Source organism: Ignavibacterium sp. (assembly GCA_032027145.1).
Lineage (GTDB): Bacteria > Bacteroidota > Ignavibacteria > Ignavibacteriales > Ignavibacteriaceae > IGN3.
Genome location: JAVSMP010000001.1, coordinates 79691 through 105658, shown reverse-complemented (window position 1 = coordinate 105658; position 25968 = coordinate 79691). Strand labels below are relative to the sequence as shown.

General features: G+C 33.3%; 14 protein-coding genes. 6 read left to right on the top strand and 8 right to left on the bottom strand.

Annotated elements, in window-relative coordinates; genetic code table 11:
* Nucleotides 1-11 precede the first annotated feature (11 nt).
* The 7 genes from ROY99_00395 to ROY99_00365 all read right to left on the bottom strand — a co-directional run bounded on the left by ROY99_00395 (nucleotide 12) and on the right by ROY99_00365 (nucleotide 14715).
* Nucleotides 12-914, bottom strand: coding sequence for a nucleotidyl transferase AbiEii/AbiGii toxin family protein (locus ROY99_00395; protein ID MDT3694814.1), 903 nt, complete (start codon nucleotides 912-914; stop codon nucleotides 12-14).
* Nucleotides 911-1507, bottom strand: a complete 597-nt coding sequence (locus tag ROY99_00390) for a hypothetical protein (protein ID MDT3694813.1) — start codon at nucleotides 1505-1507, stop codon at nucleotides 911-913. The genes ROY99_00395 and ROY99_00390 overlap by 4 nt, the downstream gene beginning before the upstream one ends.
* Nucleotides 1508-1736: 229 nt before the next feature.
* Nucleotides 1737-3908 (bottom strand): methylmalonyl-CoA mutase, encoded by a 2172-nt coding sequence (scpA, locus tag ROY99_00385; GenBank protein ID MDT3694812.1) that lies wholly within the window; start codon nucleotides 3906-3908, stop codon nucleotides 1737-1739.
* 105 nt (nucleotides 3909-4013) lie between these two features.
* Entirely contained in the window at nucleotides 4014-6164 is a 2151-nt protein-coding gene (locus ROY99_00380; protein ID MDT3694811.1) for a methylmalonyl-CoA mutase family protein, read from the bottom strand.
* A 137-nt stretch (nucleotides 6165-6301) separates the two neighbouring features.
* A complete protein-coding gene (locus ROY99_00375) occupies nucleotides 6302-6547 on the bottom strand; it encodes a hypothetical protein (GenBank protein MDT3694810.1) in 246 nt (81 codons plus the stop codon).
* Nucleotides 6548-6562: 15 nt separating this feature from the next.
* Nucleotides 6563-8371, bottom strand: a complete 1809-nt coding sequence (locus tag ROY99_00370) for a C69 family dipeptidase (GenBank protein ID MDT3694809.1) — start codon at nucleotides 8369-8371, stop codon at nucleotides 6563-6565.
* Nucleotides 8372-8511: 140 nt separating this feature from the next.
* A complete protein-coding gene (locus ROY99_00365) occupies nucleotides 8512-14715 on the bottom strand; it encodes an alpha-2-macroglobulin family protein (GenBank protein MDT3694808.1) in 6204 nt (2067 codons plus the stop codon).
* A gap of 415 nt (nucleotides 14716-15130) precedes the next feature.
* On the opposite strand from ROY99_00365, the gene ROY99_00360 reads away from it, so the two are divergent.
* Nucleotides 15131-15979, top strand: coding sequence for an SDR family oxidoreductase (locus ROY99_00360; GenBank protein ID MDT3694807.1), 849 nt, complete (start codon nucleotides 15131-15133; stop codon nucleotides 15977-15979).
* A gap of 94 nt (nucleotides 15980-16073) precedes the next feature.
* On the opposite strand, the gene ROY99_00355 is transcribed toward ROY99_00360, so the two are convergent.
* Nucleotides 16074-17594: a serine hydrolase gene (locus tag ROY99_00355; GenBank protein MDT3694806.1), complete on the bottom strand. Its 1521-nt coding sequence runs from the start codon at nucleotides 17592-17594 to the stop codon at nucleotides 16074-16076.
* A gap of 165 nt (nucleotides 17595-17759) precedes the next feature.
* Between ROY99_00355 and metG the strand changes: the two genes are divergently transcribed.
* The 5 genes from metG to ROY99_00330 all read left to right on the top strand — a co-directional run bounded on the left by metG (nucleotide 17760) and on the right by ROY99_00330 (nucleotide 25956).
* Nucleotides 17760-19796, top strand: coding sequence for a methionine--tRNA ligase (metG, locus tag ROY99_00350; GenBank protein MDT3694805.1), 2037 nt, complete (start codon nucleotides 17760-17762; stop codon nucleotides 19794-19796).
* Nucleotides 19797-19814: 18 nt separating this feature from the next.
* Nucleotides 19815-21803 (top strand): S8 family serine peptidase, encoded by a 1989-nt coding sequence (locus ROY99_00345; protein ID MDT3694804.1) that lies wholly within the window; start codon nucleotides 19815-19817, stop codon nucleotides 21801-21803.
* Between the two features lie 118 nt (nucleotides 21804-21921).
* Nucleotides 21922-23895, top strand: coding sequence for a peptidylprolyl isomerase (locus ROY99_00340; GenBank protein MDT3694803.1), 1974 nt, complete (start codon nucleotides 21922-21924; stop codon nucleotides 23893-23895).
* Entirely contained in the window at nucleotides 23855-24688 is an 834-nt protein-coding gene (locus tag ROY99_00335; GenBank protein ID MDT3694802.1) for a hypothetical protein, read from the top strand. The genes ROY99_00340 and ROY99_00335 overlap by 41 nt, the downstream gene beginning before the upstream one ends.
* The gene (locus ROY99_00330) at nucleotides 24685-25956 is read left to right on the top strand and encodes a peptidylprolyl isomerase (protein ID MDT3694801.1); all 1272 of its coding nucleotides are present in this window, start codon (nucleotides 24685-24687) and stop codon (nucleotides 25954-25956) included. Before ROY99_00335 ends, ROY99_00330 begins: the two co-directional genes overlap by 4 nt.
* Nucleotides 25957-25968: the final 12 nt, after the last annotated feature.

Here is a 25968-nt window from a genome sequence, read left to right as displayed (position 1 = left end):
TAAAATAATAATTATTCCCATTTCCATTTATCCGGATTCCAATTATTCTTTGTCCTGTATTCAAATATAGGTTGGATGAATGATTGTATTTTGATTAGTACCTCTGGAAAACTGATTTTTTCATCAAGCTTGTTTACTTGTAGAAAAGCTTGCCATTGCTTTTGCTTCTGAATATCCTTTCTAAAATTTTCATTAAAGATTATATCACTATCTTTAATATTAGTTTCCCGATTTTCAAAAGTCCTACTTATAGCATCATTCAGTATTGTTTTATTGAATGGATTCATCTTCGTAATAAAAACAAAATCATCAAAATCTTTCATTCTACTCGTAACAAAATTAAGGTTTACTATCGCCTCAAATTTTTCTTCTACTACTGATTCGAGTGAGTAAACCAGTATTTTTGGTGAGGGGAAATCCAGCAAAACAGGAAATTCAATTTCATAAGGTTCGTTAGTTATTGTATCTTCAAATCCGATATCAATTGAGAAGTAGCCTTTAATTGTATCCATCTTATACGGGATATGAACTCTAACTCCCTCAATATCAGAATCTTCTTTTATTTTTTTGCTTTTAATATTTATCGTAGTAAATTCAACACCATCATCAACTTTTATTGATGCTATATCTTTTATTATCTCAATACATTCTTCAATTTGGCTCGATAGGGAAATACCAAGAAAATCTATATCTCTTGTCGGAGGATTTCTACTTATATCGTGTGCAATAAATAATAAAGCACCTTTTAAAATTAAATTATTAGAATAGTTTGACTGCGATAGACGATAGAGAAATCTTTCCTGAACATACTGACTAACTATACTTTGAAATTCTTTTCCATATTGAACCGAAATATTCCTCAACCTTTCTTTAACTGAAGCTGCAACATTTTTTATTTCTTTTTTCTCTTTCACGATAATATTGCCTTAACCATCGGTTCAATTTTCTTTTTTACTCCACAAATTTCTGCATACTCAATAAGTTTTGGAATATTTCTTTCTTTCCGATTTTGCAGATATGTTTTTAGAGATTCCACTGCAATATCTTCACCAATCTTTTTCATATATCTAAAAAGATCACCAATTGTTTTTTCTTTGTTGTAGATTTTTACAATTCCACTTTTGGTTTTCAGGGTTTCGATTCCTGGCGAGTAATAGCTATCTGCAAAGTAATAAACTTTTATTGGTGGATAATCCAGGTTAAACTTTGGAGTATTATGTGGAACAGCAACTGAAATATACAAAGGATTAAAAGTCGTCAGTTCATAATATTCAGCAGCTGAAGTAAGACAGATTACAGCTTTCATGTATGCATGATTTACTTCCGCAAAACTACCATGCTCATCCCAAGGATAGTCCTTTAGTTTATAAAGACCAGGTTTTATTTTTTCAATGACACCTAATTCAACAGCATTTGCAATTCGTCTTGTATGAATATTAGCCTTCTTTAGCTCCACCATACGAGCATAACCTTTATTTTTTTCAAATATTTTAATTATTTCTTCCATCTAAAACTTTTGGTTCTTTTACAAGGCAAATATAACAAATCTGCCTAAAAATCGAACCAAGATTAGGAATTATTTGAAGGTTGGTTTGAAGTATTTCTTAGGCAAATATAACAAATCCGCCTAATAATTGATTCATCTATTATTAATTATTTTTTGCTGCCAATTAGTAGGATTGGCAGAAGTTTAGAAGTAAAAACAATTAAAAACTAACTATGAAGATTCAAAGATTCTAAAACCTCTCCTTTATCAACTCCATAATTTTTATTCCTGTTTCCGGAATTTTTGTACCGGGACCAAATATTGCAGAAGCACCATGCTCATAAAGAAAATCATAATCCTGTGCTGGAATAACTCCACCACAAATAACAATTATATCTTCTCTTCCAAGTTTCTTAAGTTCTTCAACAAGCTGCGGTAAAAGTGTCTTATGCCCGGCAGCAAGTGAGCTCATTCCAACAACGTGAACATCGTTTTCCACTGCTTGCTGTGCAGTTTCTTCCGGAGTTTGAAATAATGGTCCGACGTCAACATCAAATCCCATATCCGCATAAGCTGTTGCAACAACTTTTGCCCCGCGGTCGTGTCCATCCTGTCCCATTTTTGCAATTAATATTCTTGGACGGCGTCCTTCATGTTTTGCAAATTCATCAGTCATTTTTCTAACCTGCTCAAACAAATGATCGTCCTGAGAATATTCGCTGCTGTAAACTCCTGAAATTGTTCTTGTCACTGCCTGATACCTTCCACTTACTTTTTCAATTGCTAATGAAATTTCTCCAAGTGTTGCTCTTGCTCTTGCTGCAACGATTGAGAGTTTCAATAAATTTCCTTCACCAGTTTCTGCGCACTTAGTCAGCTCATCCAAAGCATTTTTTACTTCATCATCATTTCTGTTTTTCTTTACGTCCTGCAGTCTTTTTATCTGTGATAATCTTACTGCAGTGTTATCTACTTCCAGAATTTCAATCGGATCTTCTTTTTCTAATCTGTATTTATTAACACCTACTATTGTCTCTTTTCCGGAGTCAATCCTGGCTTGTCTTCTTGCAGATGCTTCTTCAATTCGCATTTTAGGAATACCTGCTTCAATAGCCTTTGTCATTCCTCCGTAAGATTCAACTTCAAGAATATATTCCCAGCCCTTTTTTAAAAGTGCATCGGTTAATGCTTCAACATAATAAGAACCAGCCCAAGGGTCAATAACTTTAGTGATATAAGTTTCTTCCTGCAGATAAAGCTGAGTATTGCGGGCTATTCTGGCTGAGAAATCTGTTGGAAGTGCTATTGCTTCATCCAATGAATTTGTATGAAGTGATTGAGTATGACCAAGTGCAGCAGCCATTGCTTCAATGCAGGTTCTGATAACATTATTAAATGGATCCTGTTCAGCTAAACTCCAGCCCGAAGTTTGTGAGTGAGTTCTTAAAGACATTGATTTTGGATTTTTTGGATTGAACTGTTTAATCATCTTTGCCCAGATAAGTCTTGCGGCACGCATCTTTGCAACTTCCATAAAGTAATTCATACCTTGTGCCCAGAAAAATGAAATTCGTGGAGCAAACTCATCAATATCCATCCCTGCTTTTATTCCTGTGCGAACGTATTCTAAACCATCAGCAAGAGTATATGCCATTTCAAGATCAGCAGTTGCACCGGCTTCTTGCATATGATAACCAGAAACTGAAATGCTGTTAAATTTAGGCATGTTCTTAGCAGTAAATTTGAAAATATCAGCCACAATTTTCATTGACATTTCAGGTGGATAGATATAAGTATTACGAACCATATATTCTTTTAGAATATCGTTCTGGATTGTTCCTGTAAGCTGTTCATGTTTTACACCCTGCTCTTCGGCAGCAACTATATAAAATGCAAGAACGGGAAGAACAGCACCATTCATAGTCATTGATACAGACATTTTATCAAGCGGAATATGATCGAACAGAATTTTCATATCTGCAATTGAATCAATTGCAACACCAGCTTTTCCAACATCTCCAACAACTCTTGGATGATCTGAATCATATCCACGGTGGGTTGCAAGATCGAATGCAACAGAGAGCCCCATTTGTCCTTGTGCAAGATTTCTTCTGTAGAATGCATTACTTTCTTCAGCAGTTGAGAATCCTGCATATTGTCTGATCGTCCACGGACGCTGAACATACATAGTTGCATAAGGTCCGCGGAAGAAGGGTGGAAGTCCTGATAGATAATCTTTGTGCTCAAGTTCCTTCAGATCATCATTTGTATAGAGTGATTTAACAGGGATTTGTTCCATTGTTTCCCAGATAAAATCAATAAGTTTTTTCCCGGTTTCTTGTTTAAATTTTTCTTCCCAATCTTTTTTAGAGATGGATTTAGATTTTAAATCAAGTTTTATTTCTTTGAAATTTGGTTTCATAACTTTCTCATAATTTTTAGAGCAATGGGACACTGATCAAACGGATAAAACTGATTTGGACTGATCTAATCCGTGAAGATCCGTAATATCTGTGTCATCCGCGTTCTATTGTGTTATTCTTTTTAATAAACTACTTAAAATTAAATGCGCATCTGCGCCGAGATAAATAAAATCATCAACTCCGGATTTTTTATGTTCTTCAACCTGATCTTTAGGATAACCGGCAAGTATCACAGCAACATTTTTTGATTTTTCTTTTATTCCTTTTACGATAGGCGGAACGAGTTCAGGATATGTATCATCGGTTGAGCAGATAACTACAGCCTGAGCTTTTGAATCAATCGCTGCATTTACAGCTTCATCGGTTGTACTAAATCCTTTAGGATAAACAATTTCAAATCCACCTACTTCAAAAAATGCTCTTGAAAAATCTGCGCGTGCTTTAAATTGTTTTAACGGACCCATCGTTGCTAAAAATATTTTAGGTTTACTGCCGTTTATTAATTTATAATTTTCGGCAGATAGTTTTACATCTTCAAACATCTCTGCAAGCCGGAATAGTTTTAAAGGCTTAACTGAAATTCCTTTTTCGGCAGAGGCACGAATTGATTTTGAAACTTCACCAATTGAAGCACCTTCAATAAAAGCATCCACAGCATCTTCAATCATGTCAAAAGATTTTGTATCAGCTATCTTTTGCAGTTTATTCAAAATACTTTTATGCTTTTTATCTTCACCTGTAATTCTGAATTTCTGGATATATTCAACCCGTTTTTTATAAATCGCATCGTAATCAATCTTTTTTATTTCTACTGCTTTTTCTTTTGGATTTGCATACATATTTGTTCCGACAAGAACAGATTTCCGTTTTGCAAAATCTTTTTTTCTTGCTTCAGCAACTTTGTTTATTTCTTCCTGCACAAAACCAGATCTAATAGCTTCTAACATTCCGCCTTTTTCTTCTACCGTTTGGAATAATTTCCATGCAGCTTCAGCAATATCATCGGTTAGTTTTTCAACAAAATAAGAACCGCCGGCAGGATCAATAACCTGATCGAGGTGTGATTCTTCTTTTAAAACTATCTGAGTGTTACGCGCAATTCTTCTTGAAAAATTGTCTGACGGATTAAACGATTCATCATAAGGATTTGTATGAATTGAATCTGCACCGCCAACAATTGCAGAAAAAGCTTCGGTTGTTGTGCGAAGCATATTTACATAAGGATCAAAATAGGTTTGATTAAACCCAGATGCTTTACAATGTATGAACATTTTACGATTGTCTTCAGTAACGCCGAATGCTTCAAGAATCTTACTCCAAAGCATTCTTGCTGCACGGAGTTTTGCAGCTTCCATAAAATAAAACGAACCGATATTGAAAGTAAATTTAATTCTCTTTGCAACATCATCAGCATTTAATCCTTGAGAAGTCATTTCATTTAAGTAATCAACTGCTGATGCAAGAGTAAAGGCTAGTTCCTGAACAGCATTTGCACCTGAATCATTAAATGCTGTTCCGCTTACTCCGATTGTTTTGATTGCAGAATTTGATTTGATCATTAACTCGGTAGCTAATTTTATCTCATAAAAAATCTGTTTGAATGAAAACGGCAGTTGACCTTTTGTTAACAGATAATCATAAGGATCTGAAGTGATTGACCCTTTAATATTCATCAAACTTGTTCTTGTTTCATTTGCATAGGCGTTAAACAGAAGAGTGATTGGCAAAGCAGAAAAACCACCTGAAATATTAATTGGCTGATTTGTAAGATCGATATCTTTGAACAAAACGAGCATCTTTCTAACACCTGAAATTGATAATCCATCTTTGCCAACTTCACCGGATTTAGATTGATCAGCATCCAAACCAAGCTGAGTTGGATTATCCAGCAGGATATTTACAGAGTTTAATCCTCGTTTAAGATCATGTATTAATGCATCATTAATTTCTTCAGGCAGAGCCTGATTAAATTCCTGTGATATTTCCCAGTCCCTTCCATTAAAACCTGCGGCAAAACTACCACGCAGATAATTATCAAAACCCGGAAGAGAATTTAATTGTGGTAAATCTTTTATATCGTTTGAAGTATAAATTGGCTGGAGATCAATTCCTTCATAAGTTTTAGTGATAAGTTTTTTCTCAAATGATTCGCCCTTAAGATCTTGTTCAACCTGCTTTTTCCACTCATCAAAAGATGAAACAGGAAAATCTTTTTTTAGGTTCAGCTTCTCGTCAAGTTTTACTTCTTGAGACATTATAACTCCTAAATTCTAAAAAATGTTAATGTAAAATTACTAAAAAGTTTTGTGTTTAAAGAACAGAATAGAATCAATATCCTCCCCATAATTCCCGTTTAAATGGTTTTATGAGGAGGAAAAAAGAAAAGATTTAACTAAGCAGGCGGATTCCAGGTTTCATGTTTAAGTTTTTGATCTTTTTGCAGATTGTTTTTTATCTCAGTTACTCTAAAAACAGTGCGGTTAAACACTCCACGGATATTATCTATGTAAAGACGAATTGCCTCAATATCGTTTTCATCCGGTCTTTGGTGCAAAGCTTCAATCATATCGGTATAGATCATATCCAAGAGTTTAATTTCGTTTTCGAAATTGTCAGTCAATTTTTTTTCTTCACTCATTTTATTCTCCTCTGATTAAAAAGTGTTCTTATGTAATTCTTCAATAGTATTAAGTATAGAATTTATTTTTTCAATTTTTGTTTTGGGATATTCTTCAAATGGTTTAATGCTCAAAGCTTTTTCATAAAGTAATTTTGCATCGGAATATTTTTTCTCATTAAGAAGCTTATCAGCCTTTTTTATGTTTTCATTATAAGCAGCAGTATGGTCTGTGAATATCTGTTTCATTTTAAGTGTTTCGCCTGATTCTTCAGCGATCAGTTTTTTAAATTCATCAGGATAACCAATGTTCTTTGGTCTGAAAAACTCTGTCTTTGCAACCCCATCCATATATTTTAATATTAAATCTTCACCAAGCTTTTTCCAACTTGTAAATGTAATTGCGGCAGAGTTTAAAGAATGGTTTGTCAGATATTCAATTGCTTCGCCTCTTGAGTTCTTTAATAATGACAAAGCAGTTGATTCCACATTTTCCTGTTGTGCAAGAAATTTTCCTTCAAGCTCGTTCTGTACTTTTTGAACATCATCTAAAACCAATGAATATCTTGGATACGAAAAGTTTGCCACAAAATTAAAAACCCAAAATGCTGAGTCCCAGCTAAACTTTGAATAAGATCCAACACCGTGAGAAAAATTATACGGTACTTTTGTCATTGATGCATACATCGGAGTATAGACTGTAAAATAAGTATCATCAACACCAAACCATAATACTCCGCCAATTTCTCTCGGTATAAAAGAACGTGCTTGAGAAACAAATGAAAATCCTGTTTGCGGTGTTGAGATAGGTCGTTCATTAAAATATTCTTCGCCGTTATAAGTCCAGGTTAAAGGTCTCCAGCGATAAGGCATTTGGTATGGACCGGAGGCAATTCCCTTAGTCATATCAAGTTCAGTTCCTTCGTAGTGATCGCGCATTAAACTCATAACATCATGAACTGAAAGTTTCTTATCTGGTTTGATATATAGAGGCATTCGCTCTAACGATTCGCCGCGGATGTAAGAAATATATTTATCCATTTCTAAATTGCATCTTCTGAACAGAGACCACACCCTTGCATCACAAAACCTTATTGCACCAAAATCTAAAGGAGCATAAGCTGCAGAAAAATCAAACTCAGAATCCTTTCCTGTAAAGTATCCCTTTTCTCTTGCAAATGAAATTACGTCCGGAGAATACAAGCAGTTTTCAGGATCATTTAAAGGAAATGTTGTAATCCTTGCCTGATTAGCATGACCGGAAATATATCCATCCGGTATTTTGACTGCGACCCAAACAGTTCCTTTACCGCCTTCACCCTTGCCGATCATTTCAAGTATCCAGGCTTCGTTTGCATCAGCAATTGAAAAAGATTCTCCGCTGCTGTAATAGCCATATTCGTTTACAAGGTCAGTCATAATTTTAATTGCTTCGCGTGCAGTTTTACTTCTTTGAAGTGCGATATACATTAAACTACCGTAATCAATAATACCATTTGGTTTGGAAAGTTCTTCTCTGCCGCCGAATGTTGTTTCACCGATAACAACCTGATATTCATTCATATTTCCGATTACATTGTAAGTAACAGAAGCTTGTGGGATTTTACCGAGAAACTTACCGCTGTCCCATTCATATATTTCCAACCAGTTGCCGTTTTGATAAACTGCTGCGGGATAGTGAAAAAGCTCGCCATAGAATCCGAAAGAATCCGCAGTATAAGTAATCATAACAGAACCATCGGTGCTTGCACCTTTGGTAACAATAAAGTTTGTGCAGGAATAAGTCTCTGCTGAAAACAAAACAGAAAGCAATAATAAGCTTGTAAAGAAAAATTTTTTAATCATACAATTTCCGATGCAATTAATTATTAAAAATATTGCCGAAAAGATAACGAAAATTGATGCGATTTTAGAATGCAGAATGCCGGATTAGATGTAATGCTGCTTGTTCAGATTAATCGGACAAACAGCATTTACAATAAAATTTATTTGATAGATATCCTGCTTCCTTCTGAATGACTTGAAAATTCCGGAGCATACATACATTGAATTGAAGTAATACCATTTGAAAAATTGCCTTTATAAGTTGCTCTTAATGGATATTCAAAAACATAAGTGCCGGCTGGTAAGTTATAGATGAAAAAATTTGTTGCAGCGTCTTTAGTGTTTTCATAATACCATAAACCATCCTGATGTTTATGAGTAGATAAAACATTTATAGGTTCTAATCCTGCTGCTCTCATATCTTTTAAATGGATGTATTCCATACTTCTATCCACTCTGATTTCTATTCTTACTATTATTTTATCTCCGGGATTCAATTCAGTGTTGTCATCAATCGGAGTAATTTTTTTACCGCTTTCAGTATCAATTTCCAAGAACAATTTTTTATTAATTTTTAATGGAGTTTCTGAAAAGGTAATCTTATCAAGCTGCTCAAAATATTGCCAATATAGTGCACCCCACGAAACAATATTGTTTTTATTTGTTACTGTAATATCAGCCATCTCTGGTTTTATATTATCACCTTTCCAGGATGTTTTAAAATATCCAGTTCCTTGTTCAATATGTAAATCGGGCTTATTTTCGATATACAGTATTTCATCTCCGATTTTTATATCAGGCAATTGAGTTTCAGCAAGCCATTCAGTTCCTCTTAGTAAAAGTGCATAACAAGCATTTGCAGTTGCAGTGGTAGTTTTCCAGTCATTTGTTTGTTTATTTTTAAGCAGCCAAGTTTTCATCAAATCAACAGATTTTTGGTCATTAGTAATTTCATCCACCGCTTCAATTAATAATGCCTGAGTTTCGATTGGTGCCTGATACCAATACCAGCCTCTTTCTTCCTTAAAGTACATTCCCATTTCATCATTCATAACGGCATTTTCAATGATTGATTTAATTATTTCACCGGCTATTTCTGTTTCCGAAAATCGATAAAGAGCTAAAGCAATCATTCCCTGCATATATTTATTATTAGAAAGCCAGTAGTCTTCAGCTTGATTTTTCCAGTAATCAAATGCTTCCTGATATTTTTTATCAACAGGTATATCATTGAAATAACTTCTGCCATAAAGATAATGGATCTGACTATAACCTATATTTTTTTTATATAAACTAATTTTTGAATTTTTTAATTTTTTATATTCTTCATACATTTTTAAATCAATGTAACTGATTGCTTTCTGAAGCATACTTAGTAAGTTATTATTAACTCTGAAATTATTTATTCCAAGTCTTTCAAGATGTCCGATACCAGCAACAATATATTGAGTTATATAATTACTTTCCGGTAAACCTTCGAACCAGGGCCAGCCGCCGTTTGAGTATTGAAGCTTTTTCAGTTTATCTTCAGCTCTTTTAAGTTCATCAGACATCTTAACAAGGTCAAACAATAATCCGATGTTTCTTTTTCTTACAGATTCATTTTGTGCTTCTAATACCCACGGAGTTTCTTCTAATAAAGCATATTTTAATTCTTGATTCTTTTCAAGATTAGAAAGTAATGCATCTTTATCTGTTGTTTTCCAGCTATCAAATACCTTTTTAATTTTTGGATTTGAGTTTGCGATAAAACCTGCAATACTATTTGCATAATAACGGCTGAATATTTGTTCGCTGCATTCATAGGGATATTCCATAAGATACGGCAGAGCCTGAATGGCATACCAGGCAGGATTTGAAGTAAACTCGAGTGTTAAGTTGTAATTCTGCAGAGTAGTTGATGTATTGTTTTTTAATTTATCAAACACAAAACTTTTTGTCTGATTGGCATTTACCGGAAGCGGCAAAGTTTCTATAACCAGCATTCTGTTTGTAAGAATTGGTAGCGCATTTTCTTCACCATCCGAAAAATTATCCGATTTAGCCAACACACGATAAACTATTGCTTCTGTTATTCCAGTCGGGATTTTCAATCTCCAGCTTAATGCCTCACTCATATTCTTATCTAAACTGAATGATTTTATGGACTTATTATTCTCAAATAAATTATCAACCGGCTGCATTGTAAAAGCATCAAAAAGCTGTAGAGTTGCAGACCCAGAGAGTGAATCATCTGAAAGGTTGCTAACTTTTGCTGTAAAATATATTTCATCACCCTCTCTTAAAAATCTTGGCGGATTTGGCTGAATCATCAAATCCTTTTTAGTAACAGTTTCTTTAGTTATAAATCCTACTTCAAGGTCTTTTGTATGAGAAAAGCCCATAAACTTCCATCGGGTTAAAGTTTCGGGAGTGGTAAACGAAACTATTACTTCACCGTTTTTATTTGTTCTTAATTCTGGAAAGAAAAAAGCGGTTTCGTTAAGATTTTTTCTTGCGGCAATTCCTTCAAATTTTAATTTTTCACCAGCAGTTTCCATCTCGTTTTGTGAAATTCCTTCTACAATATATCCAACTTCATCTACTCGCCCACCTCTAACTGGGAGAGGTTGAATTTCATCACTAGAAACTATTCTCGTAGTATTTGTAGAAGATTTTTCTATCAAAGGTCTTTCAGAAACAACTATTACTTCATCCAGACTTACCGAACTTTTAAGATAATCAGACTCGCTATCTTCAATAAATGATACTTTCTCCTTTCTCTCTTTCTTTTTAGGCGGCTGATAGATATACTTATTCCTGTAACCGAATCCATAAAACGAAAAACCGAAATTATCCAGTTGTGGATATAAAATTCCGAAATTAAACTTATAAGGCTCGTTAAAATTGATAGCAAAGAATGATGAATTACTCGTACTAAAGCAGTTTGAACTGTTCCAGAATAATTTTGTGCTAAACCCATGATGCACATTAAAGTACCAGTTATTAGCAGCAAACTGATTTAACGATGCATCATACATTGAAGCGAGAAATTCTGCATCTGCATTCTTTCCTTTGAAATCAAGGATTTTAAACGACCATTTTTCCGGCACTCCAGGCGTTATTTTATCACGGAATGTTTCCACCGTGATATCTAATTTTTTATTAGTCCACGGAACCATAATATGCCTAGTAATTAAGAAGTTTTCATTATTTATAACTAACGAAATACTTACAGCAATATTTCCTCTGTGCTTCTCTTCAATTTCTATCTCAATAATTTTTTGTTCATTGTTTATCTCGATCAGTTTTTCATCAAAAAGTTTTCCATCCTGCTCGATTTCAAACAGAGCTTTAACATTTTTCAAAGCCGAACCAAAATACAGTCTTGCAGTATCACCGGGTTGATAAATTTTACTATCCAGATGAACCCAGATTGTATTATTAAGAGGAATTTCTTTTGAATCTGGATTAAACAATGTAAAGTATTTAGTAATTTCAACCGGAATTCCATTCTTGTCCTTAGTTTTAATATTTACAAGATACTTCCCTATATACCAGGCTTTCTTTCCATCAAATCTGATAATCGAGTTTTCTTTTGTTATCAGATTTGTTTGATAAACTAAACTGTCTTTTTCCCAATTAAAATATTCATTCTCATCATTGTAAACATCAAATTCAAACGTCTTATAAAATTCTGATTCAGATAAAATAAAGCTATCTGGTTTGCTCCATAGTCTATTTCTAAATACCCTTTCAGGAGTTTTAAGCTTATAAACTTCAATAAATACTTCTGCTGGTTCAAATTGTCCATTCAGATTAATAGTATTAATTGCATATTCATCATTTGATTTCTGGTTTATAATTTCAGGAATTTCTGAATAAATATTTATAGCAACATAGCCAGCTTTTATATTAGTTTGAGCAGAACGGGTTTCACCCGTAGCATCTACAACATCAACATAAACTGAGTAGTTAAAAATCGGGTTGGTTTCTCTTAAAATCGCCAGATCCGGAATTGCATCGAACTCAACTATGAATTTTCCTTCATTATCGGTTTTAATAGTGCCGTTAACTATTTCAGTGGATGAATAATTACGATTATACCAGTTATAATAATTTCTGTATCTCCAGTTATAAAAAGGGAATGATGTGATTCTAGAAACTCGAAATTTAACTTCAACATCATTTAAGTTTGCACCAGAAAAAGTTTTGGCAAAACCTGTTACTGAAATTTTTTCATTCAGGGCATAGCTTCCTTTAATTGGTTCAAACTTAACTTCAAATTTTGGTCTTTTATATTCTTCAACTTTGAATGTTTTAGTAGTGAACTCATTTGATAAAGAGTAATTACCGCCTATTCTTCCAAATGGAATGGTTAATTGTCCATTAAAAGTTCCAAATTCATTTGTTGTTAAAGTTGTATCAGCAATTTTCTGTTTGTTATTATCATAAAGTGTTACTGTAGTTCTTTTATCTGAAATGATATCATGGTCTTTTTTATAATCAGTTTTATACATTAAACCTTTGAAGTAAACAATCTGTCCCGGTCTGTATATTGCTCTATCAAGGAATAATGCAGAATTGACTTCTTGTAACTCCTTGTCTCTTGAATACCTATAATCATAATTGTCTTCAGAGTCGAATTCATCGTTATCTTTTACCAATAAAACCTTATAATTCGAATAATAATGATAGTTAAGTGACTTATACTTAAACCTACCTTTTGAATCAGTCTCGCCGGAATCAGATTTTACATACTGGTATGTTCCTATTCTCTGATTATATTCAGTATTATACAATTCAATATTAACATCAGATATAGGTTCACCTGTTTTCCTGTCGAGCACCATTATTTCTGCAAAATTATCAGGAAAACTTCTTCTTATAAAGCTAAGATTTGTAACCCAGGTTTTACAATATGCTATTCCGTTTTTTATGTAAGTGAAATTTGAATCAGTTGCAGCCATAATTAAATATTTGCCAACCGGTAAAGATGGAATTACTATTTCTGTTTTATGATTTTGATAATCATCTTTAACAGGCAAATTAAGCGACCATTCTTTAATTGCAGTCTGAGCAGTATATATCTTAATCATTTGTTCATCATCTTTGGATTTTACTTCAGCTTCGAGAGTATCATTCAAATCAATAACTCTCATGTAAAGCTTTTCTATATTTTTATACGATACTAAAACTCTAAAAGGTTCGCTGGGCAGGTTTGCTTTTTCAATCTGCAGACTAATTGATCTGCTTAATATTTCAATTTTTAAGTTTAAACAATTATATGTGCCGATAGTTTTGGGATATTTTACCGCAATACTATCGCATATTTGTAATGCTTTTTTTGTATGCCATTTAAATTCATCAGAAACATCAGGATTGTATTTATTTCCTTCCTCTTTATAGTATTGTGCAAGATAAAAACAAGCTAATGATGAGTGAGGAAAATCCTTTTGTTTTTCAGCTAAATTCTGCAATGTTCTGAAATAAAACTTATTCTTATCTTTTAATATGCTGATTTGCTTAACAAAATTTAGCCGTGCAATATCAACATCAAGCAATGCTTCATTATTTCCGGAGGATAAATGGAACTCAATTAATTTTTGATAAAGCTGAATTGCATAAAACTTAAGTGACAGTGAGTCTTTAGTAGTATAAACATTTTTTATAAATTCTGTATTAACTGCAAAATCATTTTCGTTGTTTAATACAAATTTATAAACAGGCTGAGTTAAGGCAGATTCCTCACTTATGAAAAAAGCTAAAGCCTTATGTGTTAATAAATCAAACAGGGTAGGACGCAGATGAGCATTGTCTGAATCTTGATTAATTAAAATCGGTTCAAATTCTTCTAACGAAATATTTTGTAGCTTTTCTTTGTCTTCAATCGAACCTAAATAATATTTTGTTATCTCTCTTATGATCCTGTTCAAATCCCAGGTTGAAAAATCCTCGCTTCCAAAATTTACGGTTTCTGTCCTTTGCAGAAATTTATAACGATTGTTTTTATAATATTCCCAAAACATATCAGCAAGTATTGATTTCAATATTGCATTTGAAGGGAATGATGATTCCTGAATTTCTTTCTTAACTTCATTAACAATCTTTATATGGCTGTTCTCTTCAACATAATTTGCAAACTTCAGCTTAAAGAGAACGGCTTTTATGTACTGAGGATATTGCTTTTCTTTTTTTGCAGATGCAAATATCTCTTCAACAACCTTAAGTGCCGATCTTGTAAGTCCGCTTCTTTCTAATGAATCAGCTTTTTCCCACGAAGAATTATAAAACTTCTCTGAAGATTTGGTTGTCTGCGAAATAATAACTGGAACTAGAAGGAGTGAAATTATTAACGACCAAAGAATAAAATTTATTTTAGCCATTGGATTTCCCTTGTAAAAGTTAATACAAAACATTGTATTTTCTGTTTTAATATACGAATTAATAGTTCTTAAATAACAATAATTCTTACTGGATTTGTGTAATAGAAATTATGATAGCCAAAATGATGCCATTAGTAAAAGAGCTAATAAATACTTATCAATCAGTCAGCAAAAAGATTATGGTAAAAATTTCTCAGTTTTATTGCTGTAAAAACAGATAGTTATCTTTTTACAGTTATTAAAGAATCAAAGTCATTTTATTCAGAGATTATTAACTCTCTCTATTCTGAGTGAATCTAAATTCGTTTACTGCATAATGTAATTTGCTGTTGTTACAAGCTGCTCTGTTAAAGGATTAGAAGTTTTAATATTTGATTTATAACTTAAGCCATCGTTTAATAAATAATATTTTATAATGAAAAAAATTTGTTTAATTACTGGTGCAACATCCGGGATTGGTAAAGCAGCAGCAAAAGAATTATCCAAGCTTGGATTTGATTTAATACTGACTGGAAGAAGTGAAGATAAAGGTAAACAGTTTTCTGATTTGTTAAATAAAAACTATAAAATCAACTCAGAATTTATCAGATGTGATATTTCATCATTAAAAGATGTGAGATTATTTGCTGAGCAGATAAAATCAAAATACGATCGGCTGGATGTATTGATTAATAATGCAGGATCACGATTTGGTGAATATCAAAAGAGTTCTGATGGAATTGAATTGACTTTTGCAACTAATCATCTTGGGCATTTTTTATTAACGAATCTATTGTTTGACCTTCTGAAAAACTCTGATGATGCAAGAATTATTAATGTTTCATCATCTGCACATTATGAAAAGCAGATTGATATAGATGATTTAGTTTCTCCAAAAGAATATAATCGTAGTTTAGTTTACGGAAGATCAAAACTTGCGAATGTTTTATTCACTTATGAATTTGTAAAAAGAAATGATAATCCGAATATTGTAATGAATGCCGTAGACCCCGGAGGAGTTGCAACTAACTTTGCAAAGAACGAGGGTTTTATCCGCTGGCTAAAACATATTGCTTTTTACATTGCGAAAAGACAGTTATTAACTCCCAGGCAAGGTGCAGAAACAGTTATTTATCTTGCATCCTCGCAACAAGTTAAAAATGTTACAGGTAAATTCTTTTTTGAAAAGAAAGAAAAAAGATCTTCTGATGAATCGTATGATTTAGCTAAAGCAAAACAGATCTGGGATTTAAGCGAAAAACTTTGCGGAATAAAATTTTTATAAATCTTATAATTGTATTTACACAAACCCAATTCCTTTTAGAAATCGGGTTCACTAATTTCTTCCTTTCATTATTAAAGATTTGTTTAAACAATGTTTATTGTTTTACAAATTTATAAGGCTGAAAGTCCAATCCTTCTGTAACAAACAAAGTAAAAGATTTTATTTTGCCGTTTTCAATTTCAAACGGAAAAACTTTTATTCCATAAGTCGGATTTGAATATGTGCACAAGAATCTGTTGCTGCCGATGTATTCAAGTTTTGCAGTTAGTTTAGAATGATGTTCTAATTTTAACAACAACGAGTTTCCATTCAGTTCAAGCTCGGCAAATCCATAGACATCATGTTTATATTTCCCTGCAAAATCTGAAAGAGGTATTTGAGGTTTTATATTCAGTTTAACAGAATCCTGCCATTGAGTGATCATTCCGGAAGTCTGTTTTTCTCTTGCTGAACTTCTTTTGAATCCTATCTCATCATAATTCCTGTAGGGTAATCCAAGATATGAATCAATAATTTCCCATTTGAGCATTTCGAAAAGACTGTTTGCATCTGAGTTTGTTAAAACAGCAATACCAAGATTTTCTTCAGGAAGCAATGTAACAGAAGATAAAAATCCATTTACAGCACCGGTGTGTGAAACAATCTCTGTACCTTCATAGTCTGTTAATGCCCAGCCCAAGCCGTACAAATTAAAATGACCTTCGTTATAAAGTCTTCTTGCTCTTCCGATAATTGTTTCGGGTTTTCTAGTTCGTTTGATTACTTCAAAAGGAATTTTTGTTTCGCCATCAAATCTGCCGCTGTCTAACTGAGCAATAAGCCAATGACTCAAATCCGAAACAGATGAACCAATACTTCCGCAAGGAGCCATATTATCAATGTATTCAAAAGGCAGAACTGTTATCTGATCATTTGACATAGTATGTGGTTTTGCAACATTATCTGATTTACTGAAATCAACAGACAACGCAACGGTTCGGTTCATCTTTAATGGACTAAAGATTTTTTCTTTAAGAAAATCAGACCAGGATAATCCGGATACTTTTTTTATTACTTTTCCTGCAATTGCATATCCGGCATTTGTATAACCATATTTAGTTCTAAAATCATATTTGGGAGTAGTGCTGCCAAGTTTTTCAATCACTTCATCGGCTGTTAAATCAGAAGCCCAGAACATAAAATCTCCCTGAAAGGTTTCATATCCCATTCTATGAGTAACAATATCTGTAAGAGTTAAATCTTTGGTAATCCAAGGGTCTTTCATTTTAAAGTCAGGAAGATATGTAATTACTTTATCATCAAGTTTTAATTTCCCTTCCTGCTCAAGTAATGCCAATGCAGTTCCTGTAAAAGCTTTTGTGTTCGATCCAATTAAAAATAAAGTGTTCTCATCAACCAATTCATTCTTCCCGAGCTCTTTAACACCATAAGCTTTTGAAACAACAATTTTTCCATCTTTAACAATTAAAACTGCGATTCCGGGTATTTGCCAGTTATTCATTCCACGTAAAACATAATTATCAAGTGAATCGGTTACAAACTTTGGAGTAGTTTGAGAGAAGAGAATTGAGGTGGAGAAAAAAGAAATACAAATAAGCAGAAAAAACTTTTTCATAAGAAACCTTTAGAATTATGATGTAAACAAAAATAAACAACGTTTTGTTACCCATCAAAGATGTGAGGAAGCATTAAATTTTATCCATTTTAGTCAACAATTTTCTTATATTTTCCACCTGAAAATTATAAATTAACAATTCGATCAACATTTGCGGTTTTGAATGTGGCTAAAGAAAAGATAATTGTAACATCTGCTCTGCCTTATGCAAACGGAAAGATTCATCTTGGGCATTTGAGCGGCGCATATCTTCCGGCAGATATTTATGTAAGATATAAAAGATTAAACGGCGACGATATAATTTATATTTGCGGCTCTGATGAACATGGTGTTCCGATTACAATTAGTGCAGATAAAGAAAAAGTTTCACCTAAGATAATTATAGACCGTTACCATGAAGCTAATAAGAAAGCTTTTGAACAGTTTGGGATGAGTTTTGACAATTATTCACGGACGAGCCTGCCAATTCATCACGAGACAGCAAAGGAATTCTTTTTAAATTTTTATAACCGCGGATTGTTTGTTGAAAGAAAATCGCTTCAGTTCTTTGATGAAAAAGCAAATATGTTTTTGCCTGATCGTTATGTTGAAGGCACTTGCCCTAAATGCGGCTACATCGAAGCAAGAAGTGATGAGTGTGAGAATTGCGGCTCACTTTACGATCCGTCAGAATTGTTAAATCCAAAAAGTAAGATAACCGGTGCAACTCCTACATTAAAAGAAACATCACATTACTTCTTTCCACTTGGTAAATATCAACCTGCATTGGAAAAATATATAGATCAGATGAATACAAAATACGGCTGGAAAGAAAATGTTCTTCAATATTGCCGCGGGTGGTTTAAAGATGGATTGAAGGAAAGAGCAATTACCCGCGATCTTGACTGGGGAGTTAAGGTTCCTGTTGATGGTGCTGAAGGTAAGGTTATTTACGTTTGGTTCGAGGCAGTTCTGGGATATATCTCTTCTACTAAAGAATTTTCGCAAATAAAAAATGATCCCGATCTCTGGAAAAAATATTGGCTGGATACAAATACAAAATACATCGCATTTATTGGAAAAGATAATGTAGTATTTCATACGCTTATTTTTCCTGCGATACTTATGGCTTGGAATGAAGACGGAAAAGAACAGTACTGTCTGCCTCAAAATGTTCCGGCAAACGAATTCTTGAATTTTGAAGGTAAGAAATTTTCAAAAAGCAGAAATTGGGGAATAGATGTTGATGAATTTTTAAATCTCTTTCAGGCTGATTTATTGAGATATGCACTTGCGGCGAATTTACCTGAAACCCGCGATACAGATTTTTACTGGAAAGAATTCCAGATGAGAAATAACAGCGAGCTTGCTGATATACTCGGTAATTTTATCAACCGGACTTTTACATTTGTATTTAAACATTTTGATGGAAGAGTTCCTGCAATTGCAAAACTTGAAAAGATTGATCAGGATATGCTTAAAGAAATTTCGGAATATCCGGAGCGTGTTGCTGATCTTTTTGAAAAGTATAAGATCCGGGATGGCGTAAATGAGATTATGAATCTTGCCCGCGATGGCAACAAGTATTTTAATGATTCTGAACCATGGAAAACAGTAAAATCAGATAAAGAAAGATGTGGAACAGCTCTTAATATTTGTTTACAAGCGATTTATACCCTGGCAGAACTCTTTTATCCTGTTCTTCCATTTTCTACAGAAAAACTTTTTGTGATGTTAAATTCAAAACCGGTTGATTGGAAAGAAAGCGGTAAACCTCAGTTAGCAGCTGGTCATCAGTTAAATCAGGTGGAAATTCTTTTTCCTAAAATTGAAGATGAAAAAATTGAGGCTCTGGTAAATAAAATTCCCAAATCAGAATCTGAAACAGAAAAAGTTAATCTTGTTTCTTATGATGATTTTATGAAGACGCAATTAAGAGTTGCCGAAGTAATTGAAGTTGAGAATGTTCCTAAAAGCGATAAGTTATTGAAACTAAAAGTAAAGTTAGAAAACGAAGAGAGACAAGTAGTGGCAGGTATTGCCAAACATTATCAACCCGAAAAATTGATTGGCAAAAAAGTAATTATTGTTGCAAATTTACAGCCGGCAAAGTTAATGGGGTTGGAATCCAGAGGTATGGTTTTGGCAGTTGAAGCTGCAGATGGAACTTTACAGGTTTTAAATGTATCTGAATCAGTAAAAAATGGTACAAGAGTTAAATAAACTATTAAAGGAAATTAGATGAGAAGTTTTATAGTTGCTTTTATTTTGTTGGGAGTATTAAATGTTTTTGCTCAAGATTTGAATTTAAAAATTTCTTCAAGATTACAAGCAAAAGTGCAATCTGATGGTCAGATGGAAAATTATCTAATATGGGTTGATTTTAGTGATAAAGGTAATGACCTTCAGAAATATTTTAACAAACCTGAAACTGTTGTAACTCAGAGATCACTGGATAGAAGAGCGAAAGTTTTAGATAACTCGAATTTGATAAAATATAGTGATCTTCCCGTAAATCAAGATTACATTAATCAATTAATACAGGATGGTTTTATTGTAAAACAAAAATCGAAATGGTTTAATTCTGTAAGCGGTTATGCAACTATTGATGTAATGAATCGTATTATTCAATATCCATTCGTAAAGCTGCTGGATGTAGTTGGAGTTTATACAAGCAAAAAAGATGATGTTGAATTTGAAAAATCAAACAATATTACAAGCAAAGTTTCACAGCCTGAAGGTATTCATTCTTTAAACTATGGAAATTCCTATACCCAGCTTAATCAAATTAATGTGCCAGCAGTTCATGATTCAGGTTATAACGGTGCAGGTATTATGATTTGTGTAATGGATGCCGGCTTTTCAAATCTTACTCACGAAGTTTTCTCAAGTATGAATATTGCACATACTTATGATTTTGGTACTAACAGTCCAAATCTTACCGGACATTTTCATGGAACTGCCACTCTTTCTCTTATAGGCGGATTTAAGCAGGGAGAATTGATTGGTCCTGCTTACGGTGCAACTTACTTGTTAGCAAGGACTGAGGTTGATCCCGGAGAAACCCCTCAGGAAGAAGACAACTGGATTGCAGCAATGGAATGGGCTGATAGTCTTGGTGTTGATGTAACTTCAACCTCTTTGGGCTATCTGGAATTTGATCCTCCGTATTCAAGTTATACCTGGATGGATATGGACGGCAATACTGCAAGAATAACTATTGCTGCCGATTATGCTGTTGGCTTGGGAATTACCGTTGTTAATTCTGCAGGCAATAACGGTTATAATTCTTCGCATAATACATTAAATGCCCCGGCTGACGGTGATAGTGTTGTTACAATTGGTTCTGTTAACAGTTCAGGCGGTATTTCATCATTTAGCAGTGTTGGTCCTACCTACGATGGAAGAATTAAACCAGATCTGATGGCTATGGGAAGCAATGATTATGTTGCGTCAATTTATGGAAATGAATATAATTTTGGTTCAGGAACTTCTTATAGCTGTCCATTGGTAGCAGGAGTATGTGCTTTAATACTCCAGAAAAATCCCTTACTTACACCAATGGAAGTTTTGTACATATTAAAATCAACTGCTTCGCGCAGTGCAAATCCTGATAACCAATATGGCTGGGGAATTATTAATGCTCTTAATGCAGTTAACTCGATTGTTGTTCCGGTTGAACTAATCTCTTTCAAAGCTGAATATGTAAATGGAAGTGTTGAATTACAGTGGATTACAGCCAGTGAAACAAATAATTACGGTTTTGAAATTGAAAGAAAAGAAATTTCGGGAGATTATCAAACAATCGGATTTGTTAGCGGAAGCGGTTCATCAACAAACAGGATTACTTACAATTTTTATGATAATAACTTAAATTCTTCTGAATATTTATACAGACTAAAACAGATTGATCTTGATGGCAGTTATGAGTATTCAGCTGAAGCTGGTGTTTTAATAACTGATCTTAATGAATATAAACTATTTCAAAACTATCCAAATCCATTTAACCCGGTTACTAATTTGCATTTTATAATTCCTGAAGAGGGAACTGTTAAAATTGCTTTGTATGATATACTTGGTAATGAAGTTAAAACATTATTAAATGAGAATATTACATCCGGATCTTACAATTTAGTAATTGATGGTTCGGATTTATCAAGCGGGACATATTTTGTAAAAATGTTAAGCAGAAAAAGTCAACAAGTTATAAAAATGAGTTTGCTAAAATAGTAATTGAAAAGCTGGTCTTTGTACAATCTGCATTGACCAGCTTAAAATTACCTTGATTTTCAAACCTTCAAATGATAAAATTCTAAGTTAAATTTGTAAAACTATAAAGGAGATAAAAATGTCTTTAAGGGTTTCCATTTATTTCGCTGCCTTATTAACATTTCTGATTACAGCTTGTTCAACTGAACACTCAAAAATTGTGATTGCTGAGTACGATGATACTAAGATAAGAATGGACGAGTTTGAAAAGGCTTATGTAAAAAATGTTGGAAATTTAGAAGCCGCCGCTAAAGATAGTTTTAATAATTATAAAAACTTTGCTGAGCTTTATACTAACTTTAAGATGAAGCTTGACGATGCTAAGCTGCGCGGTTATCAGAATGATTCTGAACTAAACGAAGAATTACAAAATTATAAAAAACAAGTTGGTTCATCATATATCCTTGAAAAGTATCTTGTAGAACCAAATGTAAAAGACTTGTATGAAAGAAGAAAAACTGAAATAAGAGCAAGTCATTTAATGATTAGACCTGATTCATCAGGTGAACTTGCTGCAAGAAATAAAACACAGGCAATACTTGACAGCATAAAGGCTGGTCAGTCATTTGAATCAATGGTTCAGAAGTATTCCCAGGATAATTTTTCCAAATCTAAAAATGGTGATATTTTTTACTTCACTGCCGGACAATTGCCGTTTGAATTTGAAGATGCTGCATACAACACACCAAAAGATAGTGTTTACCCGCAGGTAGTTCAAACCCGTTTCGGTTTTCATATTATTAAAGTTACTGATGTTAAACAACGAATTCCTAAAATCAGAGTTAGTCATATCTTGATCAGTTATTCAAACCCGGATGGAACTACTGATACCGCCGCTACATACGCCACAATGGACAGCGTACTTGCAGAACTTAAAGCAGGAAAAGATTTTAGTGAAGTTGCAAAAAGATTTTCAGATGATACCGGCACAAAAGATAAAGGCGGTGATCTTGGATTTTTTGAGCGCAGGATGATGGTGCCTGAGTTTGATGAAGCAGCATTTAACCTCGGCGTTGGACAGGTTTCGGATGTTGTAAAAACAAGTTTTGGTTTACATGTTATCAAACTTACTGAAAAACAATCTTATCCAACTTTTGAAGAAGACAAAGAAAACTTAAAGAATATGCTCAAAAGATCCCGCTATAATGATCTTTATACAGATTTAGTCGAAAACTTTAAAAAAGAATTTAATTTCAAAATTGATGAGAGCGTCTTTCATCAGGTGTTAGATCAAAATGATTCAACTATTATCGGCGGTGAACTGAGAGGTAAGGAGACTCTTGGTAACAAAACTCTTTATTCCTTTACAAATGATGCCGTAAGTGTGAGTGATTTTTATTCCAGATTAAAAACAGATACTGAATTTACCGGTAAAAAACTGAACGCTGATTTTATGAACAAAGCAATAAGTAAATATTCTGACCAACAAGTGCTTGAAGAAAAATCAAAAACGTTAGATAAAACTGATGCCCAATTTGCCGATCTGATGAAAGATTATCAAAATGGAATTTTTATTTTCAAACTTCAGGAAGAAGAAGTCTGGAATAAAGTAAAAATCGATAGTGTCAAACTTTTGGATTTCTATCAAAAGAATATGGAGAAGTATAAGTGGGATAACAGATTGGCATTTACTGAAATATTTGCCAGAAAAGATTCTGTAATTAGACATTATTACAACCTGTTAAAATCCGGTGAAGATTTTGATTCACTTGCATCAAAAACTGAACGCCCTAATATGAAAGAAAAACATGGCAAGTATGAACTTCAAACTATTAATTCAGAATTATCAAAAATTGCTGACGGCTTATCTAAACCTGGAGATTATTCAGAGCCTGTACCAAACCAGGGTGGTTTTTCAATAATCAGATTGGATGAGAAAGACCCTGCAAGATTAAAAACTTTTGAAGAAGCCAAAGCAGAAGTGTCAGGTGCATTTCAGGAATATGAAAGCAAACGACTTGAAAATGAATATATTGACTCGTTAAAGAAAAGATATTCTCCGGTAATAAATTATGATCAATTGCGTAAAGCTTTTACACAATACAATAAGTAGTATTATTTTATTTTCTGTTGTTCTGATAGTTGTAAGTTGTACAGAGAAAAAACAGAAAACAGAATATATAGCTCGAGTTAATGATTCCTATTTAACCAGAGAAGTTTTTGCTTCTCTGGTTGATACTTCAGGAATTACAGCTGAGGAAAAAGAAAATGCTGTTAAATTATGGGTGTACGATGAGTTACTTTATCAGAAGGCTGTTAGTGATGGGATAACAAATGAAGAAAATTTCTTAAGGATAGTAAATGATTCCAAAAGAAAATTAGCTGGTTCGATTTATATTAATAAAATAATTGATGATGAAGATTTTGATATTTCAGATGATGACCTTGCTGAATATTATGAAAAAAACAAATTATACTTCAGAGCTGATGAAGATTATTTTCAGCTTAATAAGATCTATTTTAATAACGAAGACAAAGCAATTAAGTTTAGAAATATTGCAGTTGAGTCAGGCTGGCAGAGCGCTTTGAATATGTTCGAAAACGATTTATCTGTTATCAATAAAATAAATTTAGCAGTAGTAAAAGAATCTAATCTTTATCCTGTTCAGATTGCGAAAATAATGAAGGATTTTTTTCCGCAGGAGATCAGCGTAGTGATTACAGAAAAACCCGGGTCTTACTCATTAGTACAGTTTATTGCAGAATATGCAAAAGGATCAGAATTACCATTTGAGTCTATTAAAGCAGATGTAACAAAAAGATATAAAACGGAATTGAAGACAGTAGCAATTGAAAATCACATAAAAGAACTTTACTCCAAGAATGATATTGAGATAAAAAAATGAAAATAAAATTATTAGCAATTCTTACCTTGTTCACTGTAACTGTATCTGCTCAGGAAATACTGGATAAAATTGTAGCTGTGGTAGATAATGAGATAATTCTGAAAAGTGAGCTTGATTTTCAGATTAGTGTTTTTGCATCACAACGTCAGTTGGATCCAAACACACCCGGTTTGCGTAATCAGATATTAAATTCAATGATCGAGGAAAAATTAATATATGCTCAGGCTGATCTTGATTCAGTAACTGTTTCAGAAGACGAAGTAAACCAGAGAATTGATTATCAGATAAATATGTTTATACAACAATATGGTTCTGTTTCTAATATAGAAAAAATTTATGGTATGAGCATAGACCGGATTAAACGTGAGCTTAGAGATGAAGTCAGGAAAAGTCTTATGTCTCAGCGTTTGCAGGAAAAGAATTTCGGAAAAGTTCAGGCAACCAGAAGAGAAGTTGAAGATTTTTTTAATACCTATAAAGACAGCATTGGTATGATACCGGAAAAGGTAACGATCTATCACATTTTTCAGAATCCTAAAGCAAGTGCAAAACTAAAAAAGAAATTCTATGATAAGGCATCAGCTTTACTCGACTCGATCAAAGCAGGAAAAGACTTTTCGGAGCTTGCTAAGAAATATTCTGATGATCCCGGCAGTGCTGCACAAGGCGGCGATCTTGGATTTGTTAAAAAGGGTGTGTTCTATCCTGAGTTTGAAGAGGCAGCATTTAAATTAGATGTTGATGAAATTTCTGGAGTTGTTGAATCACCGGTTGGTTTTCACATAATCCAGATGCTGGAAAAGCGAGGTGAATCTGTTCATACCAGACACATATTAATAAAGATAAAAGCCGATGAAGATGCTGATTTGAAAACTATAGATTTTCTCAGCGAAATTAGAGACAGCATACAAAAAGGATTCGGAACTTTTCAGGATTATGCCAAGAAGTATAGCGAAGATAAAGAAACTGCTCCCTTTGGCGGCGAACTTGGAACATTCTATATGAATCAGCTGGATAAAGCTTTACTTGATGCTGTCGGAAAATTAAAACAGGGAGAAATTGGTTATCCAAGAAGACTTGAATACGCACCGGGTACTTATGGTTATCATATTGTATGGCTTAAATCCCGGGTACCGCAGCATAAAGCAGGTCTTGATACAGACTATTCTGAAATTAAAAAATTAGCTGATGATTTTAAAAAACAGAATGAATACAATAAATGGATAGCGGAAATTAAAAAGAAAATTTTTTGGGAAATAAGAATTTAAGTAAAACAAAAG

What these genes read in the sequence shown, in the direction of transcription:
- ROY99_00335 (MDT3694802.1), top strand. Translation starts at nt 23,855, where the DNA reads ATGATCAATTGCGTAAAGCTTTTACACAATACAATAAGTAGTATTATT.
- ROY99_00375 (MDT3694810.1), bottom strand. Translation starts at nt 6,547, where the DNA reads ATGAGTGAAGAAAAAAAATTGACTGACAATTTCGAAAACGAAATTAAA.
- scpA (MDT3694812.1), bottom strand. Translation starts at nt 3,908, where the DNA reads ATGAAACCAAATTTCAAAGAAATAAAACTTGATTTAAAATCTAAATCC.
- ROY99_00355 (MDT3694806.1), bottom strand. Translation starts at nt 17,594, where the DNA reads ATGAAAAAGTTTTTTCTGCTTATTTGTATTTCTTTTTTCTCCACCTCA.
- ROY99_00340 (MDT3694803.1), top strand. Translation starts at nt 21,922, where the DNA reads ATGTCTTTAAGGGTTTCCATTTATTTCGCTGCCTTATTAACATTTCTG.
- ROY99_00345 (MDT3694804.1), top strand. Translation starts at nt 19,815, where the DNA reads ATGAGAAGTTTTATAGTTGCTTTTATTTTGTTGGGAGTATTAAATGTT.
- ROY99_00365 (MDT3694808.1), bottom strand. Translation starts at nt 14,715, where the DNA reads ATGGCTAAAATAAATTTTATTCTTTGGTCGTTAATAATTTCACTCCTT.
- ROY99_00330 (MDT3694801.1), top strand. Translation starts at nt 24,685, where the DNA reads ATGAAAATAAAATTATTAGCAATTCTTACCTTGTTCACTGTAACTGTA.
- ROY99_00380 (MDT3694811.1), bottom strand. Translation starts at nt 6,164, where the DNA reads ATGTCTCAAGAAGTAAAACTTGACGAGAAGCTGAACCTAAAAAAAGAT.
- ROY99_00370 (MDT3694809.1), bottom strand. Translation starts at nt 8,371, where the DNA reads ATGATTAAAAAATTTTTCTTTACAAGCTTATTATTGCTTTCTGTTTTG.
- ROY99_00390 (MDT3694813.1), bottom strand. Translation starts at nt 1,507, where the DNA reads ATGGAAGAAATAATTAAAATATTTGAAAAAAATAAAGGTTATGCTCGT.
- ROY99_00360 (MDT3694807.1), top strand. Translation starts at nt 15,131, where the DNA reads ATGAAAAAAATTTGTTTAATTACTGGTGCAACATCCGGGATTGGTAAA.